Below are 22,953 nucleotides of genomic sequence, written 5' to 3'. Positions count from 1 at the left end.
ATAAATATTGGGACTATAAAAGAATCTTGCGGCGCTATTTCCCCAAAGCCGACGTTGGCCGGACCAGCGGATAAGCGGATAATAAGAGGCGCGCTATGCAAGTCAAACAACAGGTAGCCACGGCGGCTTTTCCGGTTGCCCTGGAGCCCTCCATGCCCAGGGACGGGTGCCGGCTTTTGATTGCGCGCCGGAGCGGTTCTGCCGCCGAGCATATTTATTTTCGCGAGATCATTAAATTTTTCAAGCCCGGCGATTGTTTGGTCGTCAATATGTCGCGCGTGTTCCCGGCCAGAATCCCCTTCTGGATCGGCGAAAAAAAAGGGGATTTATTATTGGGCGGTTTGCCGAAGACAAACGGCGCGGCCTTGGCTAAATTGGAATCCCGGCATGCGCGCCGCCTTTCCAAAAATAACGGCCGCGTGCGTTTCCAAGACGGCAGCGAAGGCCGCATTCAAATTACCGGCTTCGATGAAGCGAACGGGGCTTATCAAATAACAATAGAGACCAAGTCGCCTTGGGAGGCCTTAGGCGAAGTGCCCCTGCCGCCTTATATCGTGCGCTCAAGAAAGGCCGCGGGCTTTCCCGAATTGACGCCCGAAGATGTCGAGCGTTATCAATGCGTTTATGCCTCGGTTCCCGGCTCAGCGGCCTGCCCCACGGCCGGACTTCATTGGACCGATCAGCTGTTGGATGAATTGCGCGGCCGGGGCGTGACTGTCGCTCGGGTCGTGCTTCACGTGGGTTTTGCTTCCATTGTTCACGGCGTGGGTCGCGACCGCGTGCCGGTCGAGGAAATGGCGATTACCAGCGAAGAGGCTGAAATGATCAATAAAGTCAAGACCGGGGGAGGGCGCGTGTTCGCTTGCGGAACCTCGGTCGTGCGCGCCTTGGAAAGCGCGGCGGATGAGGCCGGAAGTTTAAAACCAGCCGAAGGTCCGACCGAGCTGTTTATCCGTCCCGGCCACCGGTTTCGCATCGTTGACGCCATGATCACCAATTTTCATTTGCCCGAATCCACGAATTTTTTAATGACCCAGGCGTTTCTAGGCGATGCTTTGAATCTCGAGAAGCTGTATCAAGAAGCCGCGGGGAAAGGCTACCGCTTCTACAGCTACGGCGACGCCATGCTGATCCTGTGAAAAGGGGTCTGACCCCGGAAGTTGATTTTAGCTGTGGCCTAAGAAATGGGGGACAGCTCAGATTAAATCGAAGCAAGAGGATTGCGACCTTAGTCAGTTAGTAAAATTCATTGATTCCATGGGGCAAACTGAACTCAAATTTGACGAAATTGGGCGATGGTCCGAAATTAAGCTTGAAATTATCAAGGAGTACGCCACTGCTTATTCCACTATCCTGGCGGCGCAAAAAGGACTCTCGCATGTCTATATTGATGCTTTCTCTGGCCCCGGCGTTCACATATCGAAAGTAACAGGAAAATTTATACCGGGCAGTCCGACGAATGCCCTTAATGTCCAACCGCCATTTAAAGAGTATTTTTTCATAGACCTGGATAAGAAAAAACTTTCGGAGTTGGCCGAGCAAGCCAAAAAACATTCCAATGTCCATATTTTTGAAGGCAATTGCAACGAAATACTATTAAGCAAAGTTTTTCCAAAGGTGCGATATGCGGACTACCGAAGGGGTCTCTGCCTGCTTGATCCCTACGGGTTGCATTTGAAATGGGATGTTATCTACAAAGCTGGGCAAGAAAAAAGCCTGGAATTATTTTTGAATTTCCCTGTTATGGATATGAATCAAAATGTCCTTTGGCACAATCCTCAAGGGACAGCTCCGGTTCACATTCAACGCATGAATGATTTTTGGGGGGATGAATCCTGGCGCAAAATCGCATTTTCCCCGGACCTATTTGGTCAAGACATAAAGGTAAGTGACAATAGGACCATAGCCTCTGCTTTTCAAGATCGTTTGATAAAAGTGGCGGGATTTGCCCATGTGCCGGAACCTATGCCCATGAGAAATTCAAAAGGAGCTATTGTTTATTATCTTTTTTTTGCTTCCCCAAATAAAACGGGTAATAAAATTATCAAAGATATTTTTGAGAAATATGGGGGCGAAGAATACCAATGGCGTTAAATTCAACTATTGAGTGGACGGATGCTACGTGGAATCCGGTCACAGGTTGCACCAAAATTAGCCCCGGCTGCAAATACTGCTACGCAGAGAGATTCGCAGAGCGTTTTCGTGGCGTTCCAGATCATCCTTTCAGCCAAGGCTTTGATTTAAAACTTTGGCCGGAGCGTCTGGCGCTGCCGCTTCAATGGAAAATTCCAAAAAGAATTTTCGTTAATTCGATGTCCGATCTTTTCCATAAAGATGTGCCCGATGGATTCATTGCTAAAGTTTTTGAAACTATGCTTTCAGCTCAATGGCACACTTTCCAAGTACTAACCAAACGCTCTGAGCGCATGATGATCTGGACGCAAAATTACTCTAAGCAAATAGGACTATTAAAGATGCCGCCTCATGTCTGGCTCGGAGTCTCAGTGGAAAATGATGATTACGTATCAAGAATCCGCAATCTCCAGCAGGTTCCGGCGAAAATTCGTTTTCTTTCAGTTGAGCCCTTAATTGGTCCCGTGTGTCTAAATAAGTCACGCCTAAAGGGAATTCATTGGGTTATTGTGGGAGGTGAAAGCGGCCCAGGCGCGCGACCAATGCATCCTGAATGGGCTCAAAGTATTCGCCGCCAATGTCATGAGGCCAATGTGTCATTTTTCTTTAAACAATGGGGAGCTTTTAATGTTCATGGTGAGCATGTCGGCAAAAAAGCAGCTGGTAGAGTTTTAAATGGAAAAATTTGGAACGAAATGCCCTCATCAGCTTAAAGGACAAATTAACATGATCAATAAAAAGAGTACAAAAATTTTGGCTTTGTTTATTGTCGCGTTTATTTGGCGCTCCGATGTCGCTCATGGAAATCAACGTCTTAAAGCGTATTTATCTGGAAAAAAGTCAAAATTTTTGACGGAGGGACATCCAAAGGCGCAGGGTTTAAAAATAAGTTTTGAATATCCTGAGGGATGGGAATTGGCTGAAGGGAAAAGGCCTAATATTATTCAGCAATTTAAAGAGAAGATTGAAGGAAGAACGGCAAGTATGTGTTTATTGCAAGTCAATGAATTACCATGGCATGTGCGTTTATTAAATTTTTTTGGCTTTGATTTGGGAATTTTTTTACCATCTGAACTCAGAAAATTAGTTCCACCCGAGTATCAATTCATCAAAGGAACCCCAACGGAATATGAAGGTGAAAAGGGGGCGCTGCTTATTTTTTCTGGGCAAGTGGAGCGGGCCGGAATGAAAGTCGATATTTACTTTATGCAACATATATTCCTTTACTCAGGAAAATTAATCGGGTTGCAATGTTCTGTTGGTGATAGTGCGGGGAATAAAAATTTAGTTGCCCTTTTTGATGAATACGCTCCATTATTCCAGCACATGGGGAATACGATAGTTATTCATAATAAATGGAAAAAATCCTAAGCAAGTATCCCATGGGAAGAAGTGACTGTAGAAAATTCGTCTAAAAATTTTAAGACAGCTTTAAACCTGAAAACGTTTATGAGTAGGCATGGCTAACAACATTCCACATACTCGAAGCATATATTTGGACACAGTCACTTATGATAAATATCTAAAGTCGGATGCCAATGCACTGCCTGCTTTTTTAAAATGGAAATCAGGGGGTTGGCGGTTTTTCGGGAGCATTGAGGCTCTTGCCGAATTAAGTGCAAATCCTGATCAAACAGAAAGAAAACAATCGGTGGATGTTTTATTTCAACTTTGCCGTGGAGAAGATTTTTTTAGAGAGCCCAAAAAGATATTTCAAAGCGAAATCGAAAATTTTTTGAATGGAACAGAGAAAAGATATTTTTTGACGTCCGAGGACGTGGAAAGAGAACGACAATTTATCGATTCAAGACCAGAGGCTGTGGCCGAATATTTGAAAGATCGCAAGCGTTATCATTTCGAGAAGATAAAATCGAATCCTCAAATTTTTGGGGATATCGCGGGAAAAGAAAGTTTTTCGTTGAACCCAAACAGTTTGGCTGCCGAATGGCGAAATCTGATTCGCAGCGGTTTGGTAGCTGATAGATTAGACGAATGGATCAATTGTTGCTGCAAATACAAATTGGATAAAAAGCAGAGGCAGGATTTTATCGAGAGATTCGATGCTTACCCTTTTTCTAAAGCGCTATTAGCATGTGCTTACGCCTACGATTTAGGCCTTCTAATGAATAAAAAACCAAAGTGGGGAGATAACATTGATAGTCGTCATTTAGCCTACGGCACACTTTGTTCTTATTTTTTTACATGTGATCAAAAATTGATTGATTGGGGCAGAAGGGTTCAAGGAATTTTACCCTTTGAAGCTATTTTTCCAAATGACAAATGGGAACCTCCCGAAACAGTCCCAGGTCCGATGGGGTTGTGATTGGATTTTTTAGGAAGCCGTGATGAACCCTGCAAACCAGAAAAGTTTTGAAGAAGCCATGAAAGCAAATTGGGTCCCTTCTGCTTCACCTAAGCTAGACAGGCTTACCAATAGGCAGGTTGGCATTGGATTCATCTTCGCTTTTGTTTTAGGGGCTTTCTTTAAGGGCGGTTGGCACGCTCCCAACTGGGCCATGGGATCATGTTGCTTGCTATCTCATGCCTGTTTTTCGCTCTTACAAGATGGTTCTTTCGTTTTTTTAAAAGACCGCTTGCGCAACATCAGGCTTTCGCCATGCTCCTAATACTTATCGGTTTGATGGGAAGCATGAGCATCGCTGGCAGTATTTACAACGCGCGTTTCCCTGCTAAAGATGACCCGGAAGCTCAATAGGCTCCGCTGGATTAATGTAATTAATTCGTGAAATTTGAAGCCTTAAAAAACTCTTCCGGCTTGGCGCGGGTGGGCCGGGTGACGCTTGCCAACGGCCTGAGTTTTAAAACCCCGGCCTTTATGCCCGTGGCCACCCAGGCCTCGGTCAAGGCCTTGGGCGTGGATGATTTAAAGGCCGCTCACGTGCGCATGCTCCTGTCCAATACCTATCATCTGGTTTTGCGTCCGGGTTTGGCAGTGATTCAGCGCGCCGGAGGGCTTCATCGTTTCATGAATTGGGACGGGGGCATTTTGACCGATTCCGGCGGTTTCCAGGTCATGAGCCTGAATCATCTGGTGCGCTTGAGCGAAGAAGGAGCCTCTTTTCGTTCGCATATCGACGGACAGCTTTGGAAATTCACGCCGGAGAGCGTCATCGAAGCTCAAATGATTTTGGGTTCGGATGCCGTCACCTGCCTTGATGTGTGCAGCGCTTATCCGGTTGCCGCGGATGAGTCCCGGCAAGCTCTTGAGATGACGCTGCGCTGGTCCGAACGCGCCAAGAAACGTTTTGACGGTTTTCAAGCTCAGGGTCAGGGCGAAGATGTGATGTTATTCGGCATTGTTCAGGGCGGATTTGACGAAGTCTTGAGGCGAGAAGCGGTTCAACGAATGGCGGGCATGGGATTTGAGGCCTTTGCCTTGGGCGGACTTTCGGTTGGCGAGCCCAAGGAATTGACTTGGGCCATGACCGAGACGATTTGCCGTTTTTTGCAGGAATCGTCCGCGCCGCGGTATTTAATGGGTGTGGGCGATCCTTTGGATTTCTGGGAAGCCTGTCGAAGAGGCGTTGATTTGATGGATTGCGTTTTGCCTACGCGAAACGCCAGAAACGGACAGGCCTTAACCAGCCTGGGCAAACTTTATGTCAAAAATCGCGATTTTCGCGATGATAATGGACCGCTTGATCCCGAATGCCCGTGTTTGACCTGCCGGAGCCACTCGCGGGCCTACCTGGCGCATTTGTACCATGCCGGGGAATTGCTTCTTTATCGCCTTCTTTCTTTACACAATATAGCCTTTATGATACGATTGGCCGAGAAGATTCAGCAGGCGATCGAAGCCGATCGCCTGGACGCGGCTTTCAACGAATTTCGGAGGAATTATGCGAATAAGGCATTGTCTCTTTAGCGCTGTTTTAACCCTTGGCCCCGTTGCCGCTTGGGCTCAAAATCAGGCGGCCGATCCCAGGAATTCGCCCATGGGCATGTTGATCAGTTTTCTGCCTATCTTGGCTTTCGGCGCCATTTTCTATTTTCTTTTATTCCGGCCCCAGCAGCAGGCGCAAAAAGAGCGCCAGAAAATGCTGGCCGCCGTCGGGCGCAACGACAAAGTCTTAACCAGCGGCGGCATTTACGCCACAGTGGTCGGCATCCGCGGCGATATTTTGGACGTCAAGATCGCCGACAATGTCAAAGTGGAAATCAACCGCAGTTTTGTCTCCAAGGTCATTGCCGCAACCAACGGCACAGCCCAAGCCGCCGCCGCTGAAAAAAAATCATAAGCGCATGGTGACAGAAGGGAGGCTGGGGTGAAAGATCTCCAAATCCGCCTTTCCATCATCGGCATCGCTTTTCTGGTGGGCGTCGGTTTTCTTTTCCCTTCTTTTTTGTGGTATTTAAAATCTCCTGACTTGCGGCGCGAGTTGGAGCGCACCAAAAACGTTCCCCGCCGGCTGATCAGGCTGGGCCTTGATTTGCGCGGGGGAACCCATCTGCTGATGGAGCTTGATCTCGATGAAGTGGCCAAGCAGGGGGAATCCAAAATTACGGCCCAAGACGCTTTGGATCGCGCGGTGGAGATTATCCGCAACCGCGTGGATCAATTCGGGGTATCAGAGCCTTTCATCGCCAAACAGGGCGACCGGTTCATCGTGGTCCAGCTCCCCGGCATTTCCGATCCCCGCCGGGCCAAGGATATTATCGGCAAGACCGCGCTTCTGGAGTTTCGCATGATTGATGATTCGAAGGCCGCTCAAGACGCCCTGGAAAAAATTCGCGAATTCGGGGAGCCTTGGGATGAGAAAGGCGTTTTAAAGCCGGAAGCGGCCAAGCTGCTGCCGAAAGACACGCAGTTATTTTTATCGCGAAGCGGGGAGGATTATTACATCCTGAAACCCACGGAATTGACGGGCGCGACTTTAATCAATGCCCGAGCTGAAATCGGAGAGTTTCGGATGCCGCATGTTTCGTTTGTTTTTAACGCGGAGGGCGGCAAGATTTTCGGGCAATTGACGGCTAAAAACGTGGGCAAGAACATGGCCATCGTGCTGGACGGACGGGTGCAATCGGCGCCGGTGATCAGGGAAAGAATCGGCGGCGGGCGCGGCATCATCGAAGGCGGCTTCGGCGATCAGGAAGCCAGGGATTTGGCCCTGGTTTTGCGCGCCGGCGCCTTGCCCGCGCCGGTCAGGATCGCGGAGGAGCGCACCGTGGGCCCGAGCTTGGGCGAAGATTCCATACGCAAGGGCCTGATGGCTTCTTCCATCGGGTTCGGCTTTGTTTTTATCTTTATGCTGGTTTATTACCGCTTCAGCGGTGCGGTGGCGAACATCTGTTTTCTTTTCAATATTCTGCTGACCGTCGCCGGCTTGGCCGCTTTCAACGCCACTTTGACCTTGCCGGGTTTGGCCGGTTTGGCGTTGACCATCGGCATGGCCATGGACGCCAATATTTTGATTTTTGAGCGCATTCGGGAGGAATTGAAGTTGGGCAAGTCGACGCGCGTGGCCTTGGATCAAGGCTACGACATGGCGGTCGGCACCATCATCGACACCAATATCACCACGCTCATCGCCGCTTTTTTTCTGTTTCAATTCGGCTCCGGCCCGATCAAAGGTTTCGCCGTGACGCTGACCTTGGGCATCATCGCCTCGATGTTCACGGCCGTCTACATCAGCAGGACTCTCTATCTTTTTTATTATGAAAACAACAGAGAAGCAAAATCCATCTCCATCTAAAGCCCAATTCTTCGAGCTTTTTCCGAAGATGGGCGTTGATTTCATCAAGATACGCCTGCTCTTTTACGGCCTTTCCGGTTTTTTGATGATCGGAACCTTGGTCTTGTTGATTTCTAGGGGCGGGCCGAAACTGGGCATTGATTTTACCGGCGGTATCAGCGTTCAATTTTCCGCGGGCACGGCCGCTATCGAAGAAGTCCGGGCGGCTTTGGCCAAAGAGGACATCGGGGGGGACGTTCAGAGCCTTGGGGTTCCTGGCGAGTACATGGCCCGGTTTAAAAAAGAGGAAGAAGAACGGGGTCTCGACGCAAAATTGGATAATGTCCTGGCCGCCCTCGATCCCTCGGGCAACGCCAAGGTTTTATCCAAGGATTTCGTGGGCGCGGTGGTCGGACAAAAATTGCGCGATCAGGCCATCATGGCCATCGCCCTTTCATTCCTCGGCATCATTGTTTACGTCGGATTTCGATTCAAGAATTTGATTTGGGGGGTGGCCGGCGTTTTGGCCATTATCCACGACGTTTGGGTGACCATAGGTTTTATCACCTTATTGGGCTATGAGATCGATTTAGTGGTCGTCGCCTCGTTGCTGACCTTGGCCGGTTTTTCCATCAACGACACGGTGGTTATTTTCGATCGTTTGAGGGAGCGCATGAGGGTTTATGTGCGCGAACCTTTATACGATGCCATTAATAAAGCCCTCAATGACACCATGAGCCGCACCCTGCTGACAGCGGGGCTGGTTTTTATGTCCACCCTGGCGTTGGTTCTTTTAGGCGGCCAGACGCTGAGGCCTTTTTCCGTGGCTCTTTTATTCGGCGTTGTGGTCGGTTCGTATTCGACGATCGGCGTGGCGTCCAATCTGGTTTACACCTGGGCCACGCTGACCGGCTTAAAAGGCCGTTAGGATCGATCCGGGCGTTTTATGCAGCGTAAGGTTAAAAAACCGCAAATCACGGTCAAGCCGCGCGAGGTTTTTTATCAGCTCAAGCGTTCCCGCCGGCTGGGCTCCCTCGACGAAGAATCCATCGAAGAAATCCTGAATCAAGCCAAGCCGCATCAATTGACGGACCCCGGCTGCTTATATGAAAACTTTTCGACCGCGGATTTCGAGGCCGATGATTTAAAAAACGCCGCGTTTAAGGGCAATGTCGTGACCGTGGCCTTGGCCACGGTCGGCGACCGGGGTTTGGGGGCGGCCCTGATGAGCGGCGGCGCAAATCAGGATGATCCCCGCCGGCGCGTTTTAGCCGGCTGGGGCGAGGCCATGCTCGCTAAGCTGACGGATTTCACCAACGGCCTGGTTGAAAAAGAAGCGGCCGGGGAATCCTTGGAGTTGGGGCCGGTTTATGTGTTGGATCGACCCGATGACGCAGCCTTGATCGGGCGCCTATGGGGCCGGCTGTCGCCCGAGGAAAAATTGGGCGTCCGCCGGGAAAATGACCCGGCCGGCTCAGCGATGCCCAGGATTGATCCGGTGTTGACAAAAATGTGGGCTGTCGGATGGCTGACGAAAAAACAAAAAAAACAGCTGACTGCGAGCCTGGAACGTGCGGCGCCAAGCGCCTAAATTTAACCTGAATCTGCCTGAATTCAACCCATGATCGAGCGTTTCCGTATTTGGCTGACCGTCCGGGTGCTGTGGTTTTATACCTTGTTGGTCGGGCTGACTTCCCGCATCGTTTGGATCGGCCGCGAGCATGCTCAGCGGCTTAGAGCCCAAAAACAATCCGCGATTTACACGTTTTGGCACGGCCGCCAGGCCATGCTTCTTTATTGTCATTGGAGCGAGGCCATTGCCGTGCTGATCTCTCCGAGCAAAGACGGGGAGTTGGTCTCGCGCCTGGCCTCTTGTTACAAAATTCCTTCGGTGCGCGGTTCCTCCAGGAAAAAACCGGCGCAGGGTTTAAGGGGATTGATCCGTGAGGTTAGGGCCGGCCGTTGTATTGCCATCACGCCGGACGGCCCCATAGGCCCGGCTGAAGAGATTAAGGAAGGCGTTGTTTACCTGGCGCAGACTTTGGGCATCCCGATTTTGCCCCTGGCCTCTTCATTTTCGCGCAAAGCGGTTTTAAAAAGTTGGGACCGTTTCTTGTTCCCGTTTCCCTTCAATAAAATAATCGTGGCGTATGACGAACCTTTTTGGATTAAATCCAATGACAATCCGGAAGATAAGACCAAGGAGCTCAAGCTCATCCTCGATCGCCTGACCAGAAAAACCGATGATTTGGCTGCTCGCGTATAACATCCTTGTTGTTTTGCTGTTGCCTTTAGTTGCGGCTGTCGCGTTATTCTTGCCGCGCCTGAGGCTTTGGTTCAAAGAAATGGCCCATCCCTGGATTTTAAAGCAGCGCCTGGGTTTAGACGGCGCCAATTCCGAAGCCTCGCTTTGGATTCACGCGGCCAGCCTGGGCGAGGCGCGCACATTGGGCCCGTTGCTGGAGACGATCCGCCGCCACCCGCCCCTGCGCGTGCATATGACGGTGATGACGCGCGCGGCCTTGGATTTTGCGCTCGGCGCCTATAAGCCCAAGGGGCTCATCGACGGCGCCTCCCTGATGCCTCTGGACATCTGGCCCGTGGCACGTCACTTTACTGCGGCCATGAAGGAAGTCAAAGCATTGCTGGTGATGGAGACCGAGCTTTGGCCTAATTTTTTAGCCGCCGCCAAAAAGCGCGGAATGAAGCTGATCCTCATCAACGGGCGCATGTCCGAGAAAACAACGCGCTGGATGCGTTTTTTGCCCGGCGCGGCTCATTGGCTGTTTGGTTTGTTCGATTGTCTTTGCGTCAGCGAGGACGAGTACCGGCGTTTGCTTGAGAGTTTCGCGCCCGCCGGAGAGGTCGTGGTGACCGGAAATCTCAAATGGGATACGGCCGGAATTTTGCAATCGACAAGCGCAAGCGCTCAGCGGGGCGGTTTGCGCCGGCGTTTGGGTTTGGGCTCCGAGGCTCTGTTATGGGCGGCGGCCTCAACCAGAGAGGGAGAGGAGGAAATTATTATCAACGTCTTTAAAAAGCTTGCCGCCCGCCATGGTCACTTGCGTTTGGCGTTGGCCCCGCGCCATGTCGAGCGCGCCGGGGAAGTCGTTGATTTGATCAAGGGCGCGGGGATGCGGGCCTTGATGCTGTCGCGTTTGGGCGAGGGCGCCAAAGATTCCGCTGTTGCGGTCGTGGATGAATTCGGGGTTTTAGCGGCTCTTTACGAGGCGGCTGATTTCGTTTTCGTGGGAGGGACGTTCGTGGCCAAGATCGGCGGGCATAATTTTTTGGAGCCGGCGGCCTTAGGCAAGGCCGTGGTCATCGGCCCTTATTACGCGAATTTTCAGGCGATCGCCGATGATTTCATCAAGCAGGGCGCCCTGGCCCGGGTCAACGACGCCGGGGAGCTTTTTGAAACCATCGAGCGTTGGAGCAAAGGCGGTGAAATGCGTTTAGCGATGGGGGAAAAGGCCGCTCATTTGGTGGCGGGACGCCTCGGCGCCACGCAAAGAACATGGGCGGCCATCGAGCCCTTGTTGATTCCCCGGCAAGTGAAATCGAGGGAATAAATTCCGTATGATTTTCGCCCAAGGAGGATAAATGAAATTTTCAACTCGATTTTTGTTGTTAGGCGTGTTGGGGTTTGCCGTGGCCTGTTCCAAAGGGAGCCGGGATACGGCAACCTCTGAGACGGCCCAGGAAACCCCGGTCCGGGAATACAAATCCGAAGGCACGGCGCAATCTCCGGTGCTTCTTAAAAACGAGACGCGCCATGACGGAGCCGCTCCTAAAGGCGGGACCAGTTATTATGCGTATACGGTTGAAAAAGGTCCTAATGTTAAATTGAACATTTTTTATGTCGGCAATTTAGATATTTTTCAATACCCGGACGCGAAGTTCGAGAATTATGACTGGCAATGGGGCGGCGCCACCAGCATGTATACCGAGTATGGGGAGGACGCACATACCTGGGAGAACGTGAAGCCCGGGCAGGCGATTTATTTCACCGTGGTCAACAACGCGGAAGAACCGGAAAGAGACGACCGCCCAACGGCTGAATACGGCTTATTATTTCAGGAGTTTTAGGTTTTGAAAGCGACGGATTTCAGTTTGTCGCCGATCAGCCCCAAGGTTTTTTGAACCACGATATCCGCCTCCAAATCCCTCGAGCATTCAAGATTGTAGGGGCAGGCATTTTTTTGGCAGCCGATGCAGAACAATTTTTCCAGGCGCACAACCGGATGAGCGGGGATACCGCGCGGATTCCAAACCCGGGGATCCGAGCTCATGTGAATGGTCACCGTGGGAACGCCCATGGCCACGGCCACATGTTTGGTTCCGTTGCAATTGGTGATCAGGCAATCGGCATGGCTTAAATAAGCGCCTAAATCTTTGATATTTCTAAATTGAGGAGCCATCATCACCGACGGGCGATTAACCATCGCGACCAGCTTTGAGGCTTCCTGGTATTCGTCCGGCCCCCAGAGGCAGGCCACGCGGGTCCCTTGTTCGGCCAGTTTTTTAGCCGCCTCAACATAACCTTCCAAGCGCCATTGCCGGGTGGCGCGACGCGATTGAGGGCTGAGCATGATCAGAGGCGCGCCGTTTTTCTTTAAGCCGGATTTCTCAAGAACATCGAGCCAATAGTCTTTTCTGTCTTGTTCAACATAAAGTTCCGGACGTCCCCAACCGCGCGCAGGGGAAACTGTGATCCCGGCTCTTTTTGCGGCTTCATGTAAAAGGTGAATTTTTTCAAGAGGGGAATACATGGGCTGATCCGGCGGCGGAATTTTGACATTGTGCACGAGGGCCGGATAGCTGTTGTTAAAAGCGATGCGTTGAGCCGCGCCGGATAGGACGCTGGCCCAGGCGCTGGCTCCGGTGGCCAAAAAGTCGATAACCCAATCATAGCGGCCTTTGCGCAGCAGCGAGGGCCACAGCCAGGGTTTTGTTCGCGGGAAAACGACGATGTCATCGATATTGGGGTTGCCTTCAAGGATGGAGGTGAATGGCCGGTAAACCAGAAAATCAATCCGGCTCTTGGGGAAGAGGCGCCGCATCTCGGCTAAAGCCGGGGTGGTGAGCAAAATATCGCCTATGCGCTTGAGGTGAATAACCAGGATTCGTTCCGGGATCATTGAGAAAGAAGTTGGCGGACTTTGGCGTAGCGCACGCGTTTATGATAGGCCGAGAGAAAAGCCCAGGCAAAGCCCGGAAAACCGTCCAAAAATCCCAGCCTTAAAACATAGCAATGCAGAAATTCCCAGGCGGGGATGAGGTGATGGCGCCAGGAGAGCTTTTTACCCGCGGCGACGAAGTCTTTGGCCGCTAAATCCGTGTACCATTCGCATTTGGCCAGGTATTCCGCTAAATCTTTATAAGGGCGATGGCGCACATGCTTCGTTAAAACGCCGATTTTATGTTCCGGGATATCCAGGGATTCATGGACATGCCTTGTTTTTTGAAATTGGGCCGCTTCTTTTTTGAACAGGCGCAGCACTTGTTGACGGCCCAGCCCGGAAAAGCGCATCTCGCGGCCCATGAACGACACACGAAAAGGCAGGCGATAAGCGTCAAAGGCGGGCCGCTCAAGTGTTTGGGTGATTTCCCGGCAAAGCTCGCCGGTCAGGCGCTCATCCGCGTCAATCTGCAGAATCCAGGGGGTCGTTGCCTGTTCATAGGCGAAACTTCGTTGATTCGGAAAATTATCGAATGGGCGATTGACAACATCCGCGCCCGCTTGCCGGGCGATTCGCGCGGTGGCGTCTTGGGAACCGCCGTCGATGAGCGCCACACGGCAGCCCAACGGTTCAATGGATCGAAGGCATGCGGGCAAATCTTCTTCTTCATTGCCGGCGATGATGATGACGGTCAGCGTTTGCGCGAGCCGGGTTGAAGAATCGGATTTACCCTCGTGCGGGCGTACCGCCGATTGTTCCATGATAAGATGAAGTATAACATGGCGCCTCTGACCCTAAGAATCCCGATTCTCGGCGGCCGTCTTCGACGGAAAAAGTGGGATTTTGCCAGCGGCGGCAAAGTTTTAAGGGTGTTGTTGGGCTCTTATGAGCGCGAGCAAACGGCATTGTTCGAGCGCCTGATTAAGCCCGCCGGCGTTGTTCTTGATATCGGCGCGCATGTGGGTTATTACACTCTATTGTCGGCAGACTTGGCCGGCCCGTCGGGCCGGGTGTTCGCTTTCGAGCCGGAACCTAAAAATGCCGCTTTTTTGAAAAAACACGTTCAAATGAACGCCTGCGCCAATGTCACGGTCGTTGAAGCCGCTGTCGGCGATAAAAACGGAACCGCTTATTTCGACTACGGCACAGGCACGGGAACCGGGCATTTGGCCCAAAACGGGAAATTAGCCGTTCCTGTGCTCACCCTGGACACCTTTTGCGCCGAACGCAGCCTGACGCCCACGCATTTGAAAATCGATGTGGAGGGGGCCGAGATGCTCGTATTCCAAGGCGGCAGAGAGACGATCGAGCGCGCTCGTCCGGTTATTTTTTTATCCACCCACGGCCCTGAAATCCATAACAAATGCTTGGCTTTTCTGCAAACCCTGAATTATAAATTCGAAGCCATGATCGGCGACGACCCTCAAACAGCCACGGAAGTTCTTTGTTTGCCTGGTTAAACCGGAAATCTCTTTTTTAAATCCTTTTCCGACGGGGTATAATATCTTCGCCGCGTGCGTATCTTAATCCTTCGTCTATCCTCCCTGGGGGACGTGGCCCTTCTTTCCCCTGTTTTTGAGGACATTAAAAGGGCTTATCCGGAGGCCAGGATTACTTGCCTGGTCAAAAGCGCTTATGCCGGTATTCTTCAAAGCAATCCCAATGTGGATAAAGTCGTCATTTTTAAGGATTTCTGGACCACTTTGGCCGAATTGCGGCAACATTCTTGGGACGCTGTTCTTGATCTGCATGCTGTTCTAAGAACTCGTTTGTTGACGGCTGCGCTCGGCGCCCGCTGGAAAATTACTTACGGGAAAAATGTTTTGGAGCGCTGGCGCATGGTTTTATTGGGGCATCGCCTGAACACGAATCACACGTTGGAACGATACCAAAAGGCCTTGCGTTCGTTGGGTATCGGATTAAAACGCGTTGTTGTCATGCAAACCGCGTTAATGGGCGATGTGGTGTTAACCATCCCTATGCTTAGAAGTTTGCGGGAGCGTTTAAATCCCGAGGAGTTGGCCGTGGTCGTTAAGCCCGAATACGCCAGCTTGTTTCTGCGCGAAGGCTTTTCATTGATCGAAGATGATAAATGGAGCAAGGACCGAGGCTTGTCCGGGTTCCTGCGCATTTTAAAGATTCTCCGTCGGGGGCGATTTGATTTGGTGTTGGCGCCTCAGCGCTCTTTGCGTTCCGCGCTGTTGGCTTGGTTTTCCGGGATTCCGTTAAGAGCGGGTTTCCGCAGCTCGACCGGTTTCTTTCTTTGGAATCGTTTGGCGCCTTTTGATTGGAAGGAACATGACACCAGCAGAAATTTAAGGCTGCTGGACGCGGTTCCCCTGCCGCGCCAAGCATCCGGCCGTTTGTCTAATCCCGGCGAATTCCGGATTCGCTTGAGGGAGGAGGATGAGCGGCGGGCTCTTGAGATTTGGCAGGACTGGGGCGTTGATCCGCGTCAGGAATTTTTAATCGGCCTGACTCCCGGCGCTTCGCGTTTGACCAAGCGATGGCTGACTGAGCGCTTCGGGCAATTAGGGGCCCGATTGAAAGAAGAAATGCCCGGCAGTCGCCTTGTATTAATCGGCGGGCCGCAGGATCAGATGATTTGCGAGCAGGTGGCCGTTGCATCCGGGGGCGCCTTAAATCTGGCCGGGCGCGTCAACATCGGGGATTTGCCCGGCGTGATCCGCCTTTTGAAGCTTTTTGTCACCAATGATTCCGGGCCCATGCATTTGGCCTGGGGTTCCGGGGTTCCCACGGTCGCTGTTTTCGGACCTACGGTGCGCGGCTTCGGCTTTTTTCCATTGGGCCCGGCATCCAGGGTTGTCGAGGTCGAGGATTTAGCCTGTCGTCCCTGCGGCCTTCACGGCGGCAAAACTTGCCCGCAGGGTCATTTTTTGTGCATGGGGCTGATCACCGTGGATCAAGTGCTGGCTTCATGTCGCGAGGTTCTCAATAAAAAAACCGAGACTCCGGTAGCCGTGATATGAAAATCCTTCAACTCTTAAGCGAACCCTATGACTCGGGCCTGACCGCTTCCGCGCTTACGCTCGCCAAACTTTTAAAGGAAAACGGCATTGAAACGGGAATCGTTTGCCGCAAGAAATCCCATGCCTGGCAATGGGCCAATGATGAAAAAATTGAAACGTTGGGGTTTAGGGGCCCCTGGCTGGTGTCTTATCCCAAAATTGCCCGGTGGGTCAACAGTCGCGGCTGGAATATTCTCCACGCGCACACGGGGTCCATGCATACGTTGGCTTGGCTATTGGCGCGGCGTTTGCCGGTGAGCATTTTGCGTAGCCGGGCCGATGCGCGCCCCATCGAGAAGAAAGCCAGTTATCAAAAATTGTTGGAGAAAACACGGTTCGCCGTTTTTCCGACGCGGGTGATGCGGGAAAAATTTTTGATGGCTTACAATTACCCCATCAACCGCACTGCGGTGATTTATCCCTCTTTCGAGGGCCCCCGCCATGTCCAATGCGCGCCGAGCAGCGCTTTGGATACCCGCATAAGGATTTGTTTGGTCGGGCGTCTCGACCCGGTCAAAGGCCATAAGGATTTTCTTCAGGCCGTTCAACTTTTGGGTTCGCGCGCCGGGCAGGCGGTTTTTGAGATGATCGGCGCTGAAAAAAACACGCGCTTGTCCGATTTAAAGGCTTTGGCCCGTCGCGTGGGCGTTGAAAAATTCATCGAATGGCGCGGATTTTTGGGCAAAGACACGCTGGGCCAAGCCATGCGCCGGGCTGATATCGGGGTTATCGCGTCCCGGGGCTCCGAGGTTGTTTCGCGAGTGTGTTTTGAGTGGATGAGTTTGGGCAAGCCGGTGGTGGCCACCAAAGTGGGCATGATCCCCGAGGTTGTCGAGGACGGGAAAACCGGGTATTTGGTCGCTCCCGGATACTACGAGGAAATGTCTTATCGCCTGCGCCGCTTGATCGAGAACCCGCAGGAAAGGCAAGAGATGGGCCGCAACGCCAAAGCCGTGTTCGATGCGCGGTTCTCTCCCTTGGTTTATTTGGATGCGCATTTGAAGATTTACCGCGCGCTGGCTAAAAAAACGAGTGAGGTTTCTGAGGAAGCGGGTGTTGCTCCATGAGCGCCACGATTCTACACGTTGATTTCGAGCGCGTGTTTCGCGGCGCGGAAAACCAAATGTGGCTGCTGCACGAAGGGCTCCTTCAGCAGGGTTGGAGAAGTTTTTGCGTTTGCCGGGCGGACACGGAGTTCGACCGTAGAGCCAAAGCCAATGCCGTGCCCAATGTTTATGCCGTGGGTTCATCCGGAATCAGGGCCGGGGAATTTGATCCCGGATTGGCCTGGGCCTTGGCCAAGGTCATCCGGCAAGTTCGTCCTGACGCGCTTCATGCGCACAGCGCGCATGCCGCTGGCGTGGCGCTTTTGTCCCGGTTGTTTTTATTGGGTTCGGGGTTGCGTCCCAAACTCATTATTCATCGTACCGTCACCGATCCCATCCGGCGTTTTTCCCGTTGGAAATACAATAGGGCCGACGCGGTCGTCGCCGTCTGCAAAGCCATCAAAGACGGATTGGTCAAGCAAGGCGTCGATGAGCAAAAAATACGGGTTATTTTTATCGGCTTGCCTGAAGCGGAGTCTTGCCTGTCCGAAGAATCGGTTAATCATGAGAAAACTGAAACCAAACAATCAGCCAACGGAACTCTTCGCGTCGGCACATTGTCGGCTTTGGACGGCACTCAAAAGGATACGGCCACGCTCATTAACGCGTTCGGCCGTTTGGCGGCCCAAGCTCCTCAATCAGAACTTCATATTTTCGGCGACGGCGTGGACCGGCCGAGGTTGGAAACTTTGGTTGGCGGCCTGGGCCTAAAATCGCGCGTGCGATTCCACGGCTGGTGGGCCGGTGAGTTAAGCGGCGCCTTGGGACAAATGGATATTTTCGCTTTATCGTCCCTGAAAGAGGGCGCGTCCAATGTGCTGGTGGCGGCCATGAGGCAGGGATTGCCTTGCGTCACGACCTCGGTGGGCGGCAACCCCGAAGTGCTCGGCGACGCTGGTTTGCTCGTGGCGCCCAAAGATGCCGAAGGCATGGCCCAAGCTCTGTTGAAGTTGATCAACGACCCCGGAGAACGCCGTCGCCTGGGCTCGGCCGCGCGCGAGCGATCGTATCTTTTTTCGCTTAAGCGTTACGTGATCGCCATGACCGCATGTTATTCAAAAGCTTTAAATGGACGCTCCTAAGTTTATTTACATTTGCCGTAATTTTGATTTAAGCAACGGCAATTCCCGTTTGGTTTGGGAATTGGCCTTGCGTGCCAAAGCAACCGGACGAAACGTGGGCATTGTGGCTCACCGGATCGGCTTTCTCCCGATTTTTGAGGGCATCGAGTTCATCCGCGTGGGGCAGTTGCCCAAGCTGTTCGGGCCTTTCCGGGCGCGCTCCTTTGCGTGGCTGTCTTCGCGCCGGGCGAGGGAAGCGGCCGCGGGCGGCCTCGTCCACGGTTTCGGCGACAGCTATCGACAGGATATTTTGACCTTGGGCAACACGGACTGGACGTACGGCCGGCGCATCCCCGGCCGCAAACCCTCTGCTTCCGCGGTCCATATCAAAAGCGTGGCCTTGAAGAACAATAGCGCGACTTATATCACCGTTGTCTCCGAGCAAATGCGCCGGGATGTTATGGAATCCTTCCCTAATCTGAGTCCGGAACGCGTGCGCGTGATTTATCCGGGAGCGGATATCGGGCGTTTTCATCCGTCCCGCAAGCCGGCCTTAAGGGATAAGTGGCATCGCGAGCGCGGCATTCCGAAAAACGCCCGTTGGGTCGTTTTTGCGGCGGGCGGGGATTTTGAAAAAAGAAATTTCAAAACTTTGGTTCAGGCCTTGGAGCGCCTTGACGCGGACCGGCGGGCTTCTTGCGATTGGGTGTTTTTAGTGGCCGGGAGCAAGGAGCAGGATTTGCCCCTGCCTCCCGCCGTGAAAAAGCGCAGTTTTTTCATCGGACGCATGAATGATTTGTCCGAACTGTTCCCGGCCTGCGATTTAATGGTGTATCCGGCCTGGCATGATGAGTTCGCCTTGGTTTGCCTGGAAGCCATGGCCAGCGGCGTGCCGGTGCTGCTGTCTAAGCAAACAGGGGCTTCGGAGATTTTGCCTCATGAGTTGAGCCGCTTCTGCGTGCTGGAGAATCCGGGCGACCCTCGGGCCTTGACCGCTAAGATCGGCGAGTGGTTGAATGGTCGCGGCGATCAAACCCGGGAGTTGTTTAGAAAAGCGGCCGAGGGTTATGATTGGGAGCGATTTTACGGCGCTTATGCCGAGTTGTACGCGGAGATAGGCGCGAGGAGGGGATTGTCATGGAGCTTGTGACGTTGGGCGCGGCCGCGGCCGGATTGGGCGCGATCGGCGCATCGTTGAGGTGGAATTGGTGGCGGTTGCCTAAGAAGGGCATTCCTGTGTTGATGTATCACCGCATGGGCGAGCCGCCCCCGGAGAGCCGGCAAAAGGCTTTATGGATCAGCGCCCGGCGTTTTGAAGAGCAGTTGGATATTCTTCTTAAGAACGGCTACCGCGCGATTAATTTTGCGGATATGGAAGCCGGCCGTATCCCCGAAAAACCCGTGGTGATCACCTTTGACGACGGCTATTTGAGCCAATACGAAATCGCTTTCCCCATCCTTAAGAAAAAAGGAATGACCGCTGTTTTTTACATCGTGTCGGAAGCCGTCGGCAAAGAGAATATGTGGCATAACGCCGCCGAAGAACCCAGGCAGCCCATGATGGATTTGGGCCAGATCAAAGCAATGATTGCGGGCGGCATGGAAATGGGCAGCCATGCCATGACGCATACCCGCTTCCAAGACCTTTCGTTGGATCAAGCCCGCCGCGAGTTAGTTGAAAGCAAGAAAAAATTGGAAAGCGCGCTCGGCGTGCCCATGCTCTCCTTCGCGTTCCCCTACGGCAACGGCGAGGACGTGCCGGAATTAGTTGAAGCGGCTTTTGAATCGTACAAATGGGTCGTGGGCATTCATTCGGGCATTTGGACGAACCCCAACAAGCGCGCCGCGATCCCCAGACTCTATATCAAGCGCGGAGAAAACAATTTCGATTTGTACCTGCAATTAACCCGCGGCCGCTCGAGGCTTTAGGACAAAAAATTACATCAAAGCCATTGGCGGCGATAAAGAGAACAATTAAGAACAATGTCTGATACGCCAGAAGAGCGCGCCCGTCGCGCTATTGACGCGCTTCTTGACCGATGCGGTTGGATTGTTCAGGAAAAGTCCGCTGTAAACCTTTCAGCCGCCCGCGGCGTTGCGGTATGCGAGCTCTCTTTTCAGACCGGCGAGCCGGCTTGGGCAAAGCCCATCAAATTTTTGACGATCAGCTTCCCCAGTTGCTCGAAGAGCTTAATGGGGCGCTATTGGCATGACAGGAATAGTACTTCATATAGGTGGTTCTATTTCTATTTATACTAAATAGTAATTATAAGCTAACACTATTATTGACAATTAGACATACTATTGTATACTTAATTAATGCTTGAAATATCCCAGCAAGATATAGAAAAACGCCTAACTTTTGATAACCCGTGGTGGAGCGCGGGGGGCGACGTTGACCCCGCTTACCAGAATCTCAAGGAGCGCAGTTATCTGGCCCCCTTTGTTCATCTGGCGGCCAGTCGCGATGTTCGCCGCGCTGTTATTCTCCTCGGGCCTCGCCGCGTCGGGAAAACAGTGATCCTCCATCAAACGATCCGCCGCCTTTTGAAAGACGGCATGTCGGGCAACCGCATCCTTTTTCTATCCCTTGAAACACCGATTTATATCGGCTTAACGCTTGAGTCATTTGTCCTTGGCTTTATCGCTCGGTTTTCTCACAGCCGGGAGACCCCGCTCACCGTGATCTTTGATGAGATTCAGTATTTGAAAAATTGGGAAGTCCACCTGAAATCCCTGGTGGACAGCTTCCCTTCCATTCGGTTTATCGCCTCGGGTTCGGCCGCAGCCGCCTTGCGGCTTAAAAGTCGGGAATCCGGAGCCGGACGTTTCACCGAGTTTTTATTGCCTCCGCTTACATTCGCCGAATACCTGAATTTTATTGGCAAAGAAACCGAACTTATTCACATTGACGCGAATTCTAAAGTAACGGTACCTGACATCGAGGCTTTGAATACCGAATTTATTGAGTATCTTAATATTGGCGGTTATCCTGAAGCGGTTTTCAATCCGGCCGTGCGCAAAGAGAGCGCCCGGTTCATTAAAAGCGACATCATTGATAAAGTTCTTCTTCGGGATTTGCCCCAGCTCTATGGCATCCGCGACATTCAAGAGCTCAACCGCCTTTTTACCACTCTGGCCTACAATACCGGCAACGAGGTTTCACTGGAAAGCCTCTCCCAATCTTCAGGAGTTACAAAAACCACGCTAACGCATTATCTTGAATACCTTGAAGCCGCCTTCCTTATTCACCGAGTTCGCCGCATTGACCAAAACGCCCGCCACTTCCAGCGCGCCACAGCCTTTAAGGTTTATTTGAACAATCCCTCAATGCGCGCAGCCCTTTTCGGCGCTCCGGCGGAGGACGACCAGACCATGGGCGCTCTGGCCGAAACCGCGCTTTTCGCCCAGTGGTTTCACGAGCCCGATCTTGTGAAAGATATCTACTACGCTCGTTGGGCGGAAGGAGAGATTGACATCGTGTATCTTGATTCGAAAGCCCAGAAGCCCAGATTTGTGACCGAGGTGAAATGGACTGACCGGTACGCTAAAGACCCGGCCCAGCTTCGTCATCTTGCGTCTTTTCGGGGGAAACATCCGACGCTCGAAAGGTGTGAAGTTACCACGCGCACCGTCCGAGGGGTCGGCAAGTTGCCCGACGGTTCACCGGTTGAGCTCATCCCAACCAGCTTAGCTGTATACCATTTGGGTAAATTTTTGCTTGATTGGAAGAAACACAGCATGCTGCTCCAACAAAAGCATGCAGAGCCTTCCGGCGCCCTATCGCCTAAACCGGAGAGCGCGGACTCACATGAAGAATAGCGTCCGCGTTTCCCGAGGGAAAATACTCGCAGGCGATTTGGAAAAAACGCGCAACCAACCAAAGGCCCGAAAATGAGATATGGAGGGTAAGGTTTTTTGGGATACGGAACTAAAGCGTTATTGTTTCGCAGATATGGAGATTGTGGCTTGTGAACCAAAAGAAGATATAGACAGCGCGTCTCCTTCAAAATTAAAGGGATCAAAATAGTGAACATCATCCACATCACCGACAGCCATGAATTTTCCGGGGGCGTCGTTCAGATCAAATTATTGATGGAGGGGCTTCGGGATCGCGGGATCAAGCAGATGATTGTTTGCCCTTCGGGCGGAACGGTGGCCGGGACGTTTCAGCAAGCTGGTTTTCGCGTGCATACGCTCGATATGTTTCAGGATTATGACGTGATCGCGGCCTGGCGTTTGGCCAAGTTGATCCGGCAGGAGAAGCCTGATTTGGTCCATGCCCATCACCCGACGGCCCATGCCGTCACCTTGGTGGCCGCGCATTTCATCCGTTTTCGTCTCGTTGTTTCCAGGCGCGTCACTCATCGGATCAAACCCTTCCCGACGAGCCGATGGAAATACGGATCAAAAAAAATCAGCCGGTTTATCTGCGTTTCCGACGCGGTGCGCCGCGAGCTGCGCAGAAGTGGCGTGAGCGGCGAGCGCTTGGCTGTGGTGGGTTCGTCCACGAACCTTGAGCGATTTTCGCCGAGGCCGCCGTCTCAAAGAGTTTTAAATGAATTGGAAAAAATCGGGGAGGTGGCAGTCCCTAACGGAAATAGGCCGCCGTTGATCGCGGTCATCGCTAATTACTCGTCTTGGAAAGGCCAGGATTTATTTTTGGAGGCGTTCGCTCGCGTCCCCGCCGGGCCGATGGCCGTGTTGGCCGGGCGCGACACGGACGGACCGGCGATGCGCGAGCGCGT

Annotated in this window: 23 protein-coding genes; 21 read left to right on the top strand and 2 right to left on the bottom strand. The window is 52.4% G+C overall.

All coding sequences use genetic code 11. From position 1 onward, the window contains the following. Nucleotides 1-95 precede the first annotated feature (95 nt). The 13 genes from HYT79_01450 to HYT79_01390 all read left to right on the top strand — a co-directional run bounded on the left by HYT79_01450 (nucleotide 96) and on the right by HYT79_01390 (nucleotide 11,915). Complete coding sequence (locus HYT79_01450) at nucleotides 96-1,139, top strand: S-adenosylmethionine:tRNA ribosyltransferase-isomerase (protein MBI2069242.1); 1,044 nt, start codon at nucleotides 96-98, stop codon at nucleotides 1,137-1,139. 118 nt (nucleotides 1,140-1,257) lie between these two features. Beyond that, nucleotides 1,258-2,094, top strand: coding sequence for a three-Cys-motif partner protein TcmP (gene tcmP / locus HYT79_01445; protein MBI2069241.1), 837 nt, complete (start codon nucleotides 1,258-1,260; stop codon nucleotides 2,092-2,094). Further along, nucleotides 2,085-2,846 (top strand): phage Gp37/Gp68 family protein, encoded by a 762-nt coding sequence (locus HYT79_01440; GenBank protein MBI2069240.1) that lies wholly within the window; start codon nucleotides 2,085-2,087, stop codon nucleotides 2,844-2,846. Before tcmP ends, HYT79_01440 begins: the two co-directional genes overlap by 10 nt. Then, nucleotides 2,809-3,504, top strand: a complete 696-nt coding sequence (locus HYT79_01435; GenBank protein MBI2069239.1) for a hypothetical protein — start codon at nucleotides 2,809-2,811, stop codon at nucleotides 3,502-3,504. The genes HYT79_01440 and HYT79_01435 overlap by 38 nt, the downstream gene beginning before the upstream one ends. Nucleotides 3,505-3,592: 88 nt before the next feature. Further along, nucleotides 3,593-4,456 carry a hypothetical protein gene (locus HYT79_01430; GenBank protein ID MBI2069238.1) on the top strand — a complete coding sequence of 288 codons (864 nt, stop codon included), beginning with the start codon at nucleotides 3,593-3,595 and terminating at the stop codon, nucleotides 4,454-4,456. 420 nt (nucleotides 4,457-4,876) lie between these two features. Beyond that, nucleotides 4,877-6,019 carry a tRNA guanosine(34) transglycosylase Tgt gene (gene tgt / locus HYT79_01425; GenBank protein MBI2069237.1) on the top strand — a complete coding sequence of 381 codons (1,143 nt, stop codon included), beginning with the start codon at nucleotides 4,877-4,879 and terminating at the stop codon, nucleotides 6,017-6,019. Continuing rightward, nucleotides 5,994-6,392 (top strand): preprotein translocase subunit YajC, encoded by a 399-nt coding sequence (yajC, locus tag HYT79_01420; protein MBI2069236.1) that lies wholly within the window; start codon nucleotides 5,994-5,996, stop codon nucleotides 6,390-6,392. Before tgt ends, yajC begins: the two co-directional genes overlap by 26 nt. Nucleotides 6,393-6,419: 27 nt before the next feature. Next, complete coding sequence (gene secD, locus HYT79_01415) at nucleotides 6,420-7,847, top strand: protein translocase subunit SecD (protein ID MBI2069235.1); 1,428 nt, start codon at nucleotides 6,420-6,422, stop codon at nucleotides 7,845-7,847. Further along, nucleotides 7,810-8,754: a protein translocase subunit SecF gene (secF, locus tag HYT79_01410; protein MBI2069234.1), complete on the top strand. Its 945-nt coding sequence runs from the start codon at nucleotides 7,810-7,812 to the stop codon at nucleotides 8,752-8,754. Before secD ends, secF begins: the two co-directional genes overlap by 38 nt. 18 nt (nucleotides 8,755-8,772) lie before the next feature. Further along, entirely contained in the window at nucleotides 8,773-9,417 is a 645-nt protein-coding gene (locus tag HYT79_01405) for a hypothetical protein (GenBank protein MBI2069233.1), read from the top strand. Nucleotides 9,418-9,447: 30 nt separating this feature from the next. Further along, entirely contained in the window at nucleotides 9,448-10,092 is a 645-nt protein-coding gene (locus HYT79_01400) for a lysophospholipid acyltransferase family protein (protein ID MBI2069232.1), read from the top strand. Then, the gene (locus tag HYT79_01395; GenBank protein MBI2069231.1) at nucleotides 10,070-11,398 is read left to right on the top strand and encodes a hypothetical protein; all 1,329 of its coding nucleotides are present in this window, start codon (nucleotides 10,070-10,072) and stop codon (nucleotides 11,396-11,398) included. The genes HYT79_01400 and HYT79_01395 overlap by 23 nt, the downstream gene beginning before the upstream one ends. 31 nt (nucleotides 11,399-11,429) lie before the next feature. Beyond that, the gene (locus tag HYT79_01390) at nucleotides 11,430-11,915 is read left to right on the top strand and encodes a hypothetical protein (protein ID MBI2069230.1); all 486 of its coding nucleotides are present in this window, start codon (nucleotides 11,430-11,432) and stop codon (nucleotides 11,913-11,915) included. On the opposite strand, the gene HYT79_01385 is transcribed toward HYT79_01390, so the two are convergent. Together HYT79_01385 and HYT79_01380 are read right to left on the bottom strand one after the other, a co-directional pair. Continuing rightward, on the bottom strand, nucleotides 11,912-12,967 hold the full coding sequence (locus tag HYT79_01385; protein MBI2069229.1) for a glycosyltransferase family 9 protein: 1,056 nt from the start codon (nucleotides 12,965-12,967) through the stop codon (nucleotides 11,912-11,914). The two genes, HYT79_01390 and HYT79_01385, sit on opposite strands and share 4 nt — an antisense overlap. Then, nucleotides 12,964-13,770, bottom strand: a complete 807-nt coding sequence (locus tag HYT79_01380; GenBank protein MBI2069228.1) for a glycosyltransferase family 2 protein — start codon at nucleotides 13,768-13,770, stop codon at nucleotides 12,964-12,966. Before HYT79_01380 ends, HYT79_01385 begins: the two co-directional genes overlap by 4 nt. A gap of 18 nt (nucleotides 13,771-13,788) precedes the next feature. Here HYT79_01380 and HYT79_01375 point away from each other — a divergent pair, with 18 nt between their 5' ends. The 8 genes from HYT79_01375 to HYT79_01340 form a co-directional block, all read left to right on the top strand. Beyond that, nucleotides 13,789-14,469 (top strand): FkbM family methyltransferase, encoded by a 681-nt coding sequence (locus HYT79_01375; GenBank protein MBI2069227.1) that lies wholly within the window; start codon nucleotides 13,789-13,791, stop codon nucleotides 14,467-14,469. 54 nt (nucleotides 14,470-14,523) lie between these two features. Beyond that, nucleotides 14,524-15,999: a hypothetical protein gene (locus tag HYT79_01370; GenBank protein ID MBI2069226.1), complete on the top strand. Its 1,476-nt coding sequence runs from the start codon at nucleotides 14,524-14,526 to the stop codon at nucleotides 15,997-15,999. Then, nucleotides 15,996-17,105: a glycosyltransferase family 4 protein gene (locus tag HYT79_01365; GenBank protein MBI2069225.1), complete on the top strand. Its 1,110-nt coding sequence runs from the start codon at nucleotides 15,996-15,998 to the stop codon at nucleotides 17,103-17,105. Before HYT79_01370 ends, HYT79_01365 begins: the two co-directional genes overlap by 4 nt. Then, nucleotides 17,102-18,226: a glycosyltransferase family 4 protein gene (locus tag HYT79_01360; GenBank protein MBI2069224.1), complete on the top strand. Its 1,125-nt coding sequence runs from the start codon at nucleotides 17,102-17,104 to the stop codon at nucleotides 18,224-18,226. The genes HYT79_01365 and HYT79_01360 overlap by 4 nt, the downstream gene beginning before the upstream one ends. Then, nucleotides 18,213-19,355, top strand: a complete 1,143-nt coding sequence (locus tag HYT79_01355) for a glycosyltransferase family 4 protein (protein ID MBI2069223.1) — start codon at nucleotides 18,213-18,215, stop codon at nucleotides 19,353-19,355. The genes HYT79_01360 and HYT79_01355 overlap by 14 nt, the downstream gene beginning before the upstream one ends. Beyond that, nucleotides 19,343-20,134, top strand: a complete 792-nt coding sequence (locus HYT79_01350; protein ID MBI2069222.1) for a polysaccharide deacetylase family protein — start codon at nucleotides 19,343-19,345, stop codon at nucleotides 20,132-20,134. The genes HYT79_01355 and HYT79_01350 overlap by 13 nt, the downstream gene beginning before the upstream one ends. A gap of 390 nt (nucleotides 20,135-20,524) precedes the next feature. Then, a complete protein-coding gene (locus HYT79_01345; GenBank protein MBI2069221.1) occupies nucleotides 20,525-22,027 on the top strand; it encodes an ATP-binding protein in 1,503 nt (500 codons plus the stop codon). A 207-nt stretch (nucleotides 22,028-22,234) separates the two neighbouring features. Then, on the top strand, nucleotides 22,235-22,953 hold a 719-nt coding region (locus HYT79_01340; protein ID MBI2069220.1), incomplete at its 3' end, for a glycosyltransferase family 4 protein.

The sequence above is a fragment of the Elusimicrobiota bacterium genome (genome assembly GCA_016180815.1).
GTDB lineage: Bacteria > Elusimicrobiota > Elusimicrobia > JACQPE01 > JACQPE01 > JACPAN01.
This window is presented reverse-complemented; position numbering and strand designations above follow the sequence as displayed.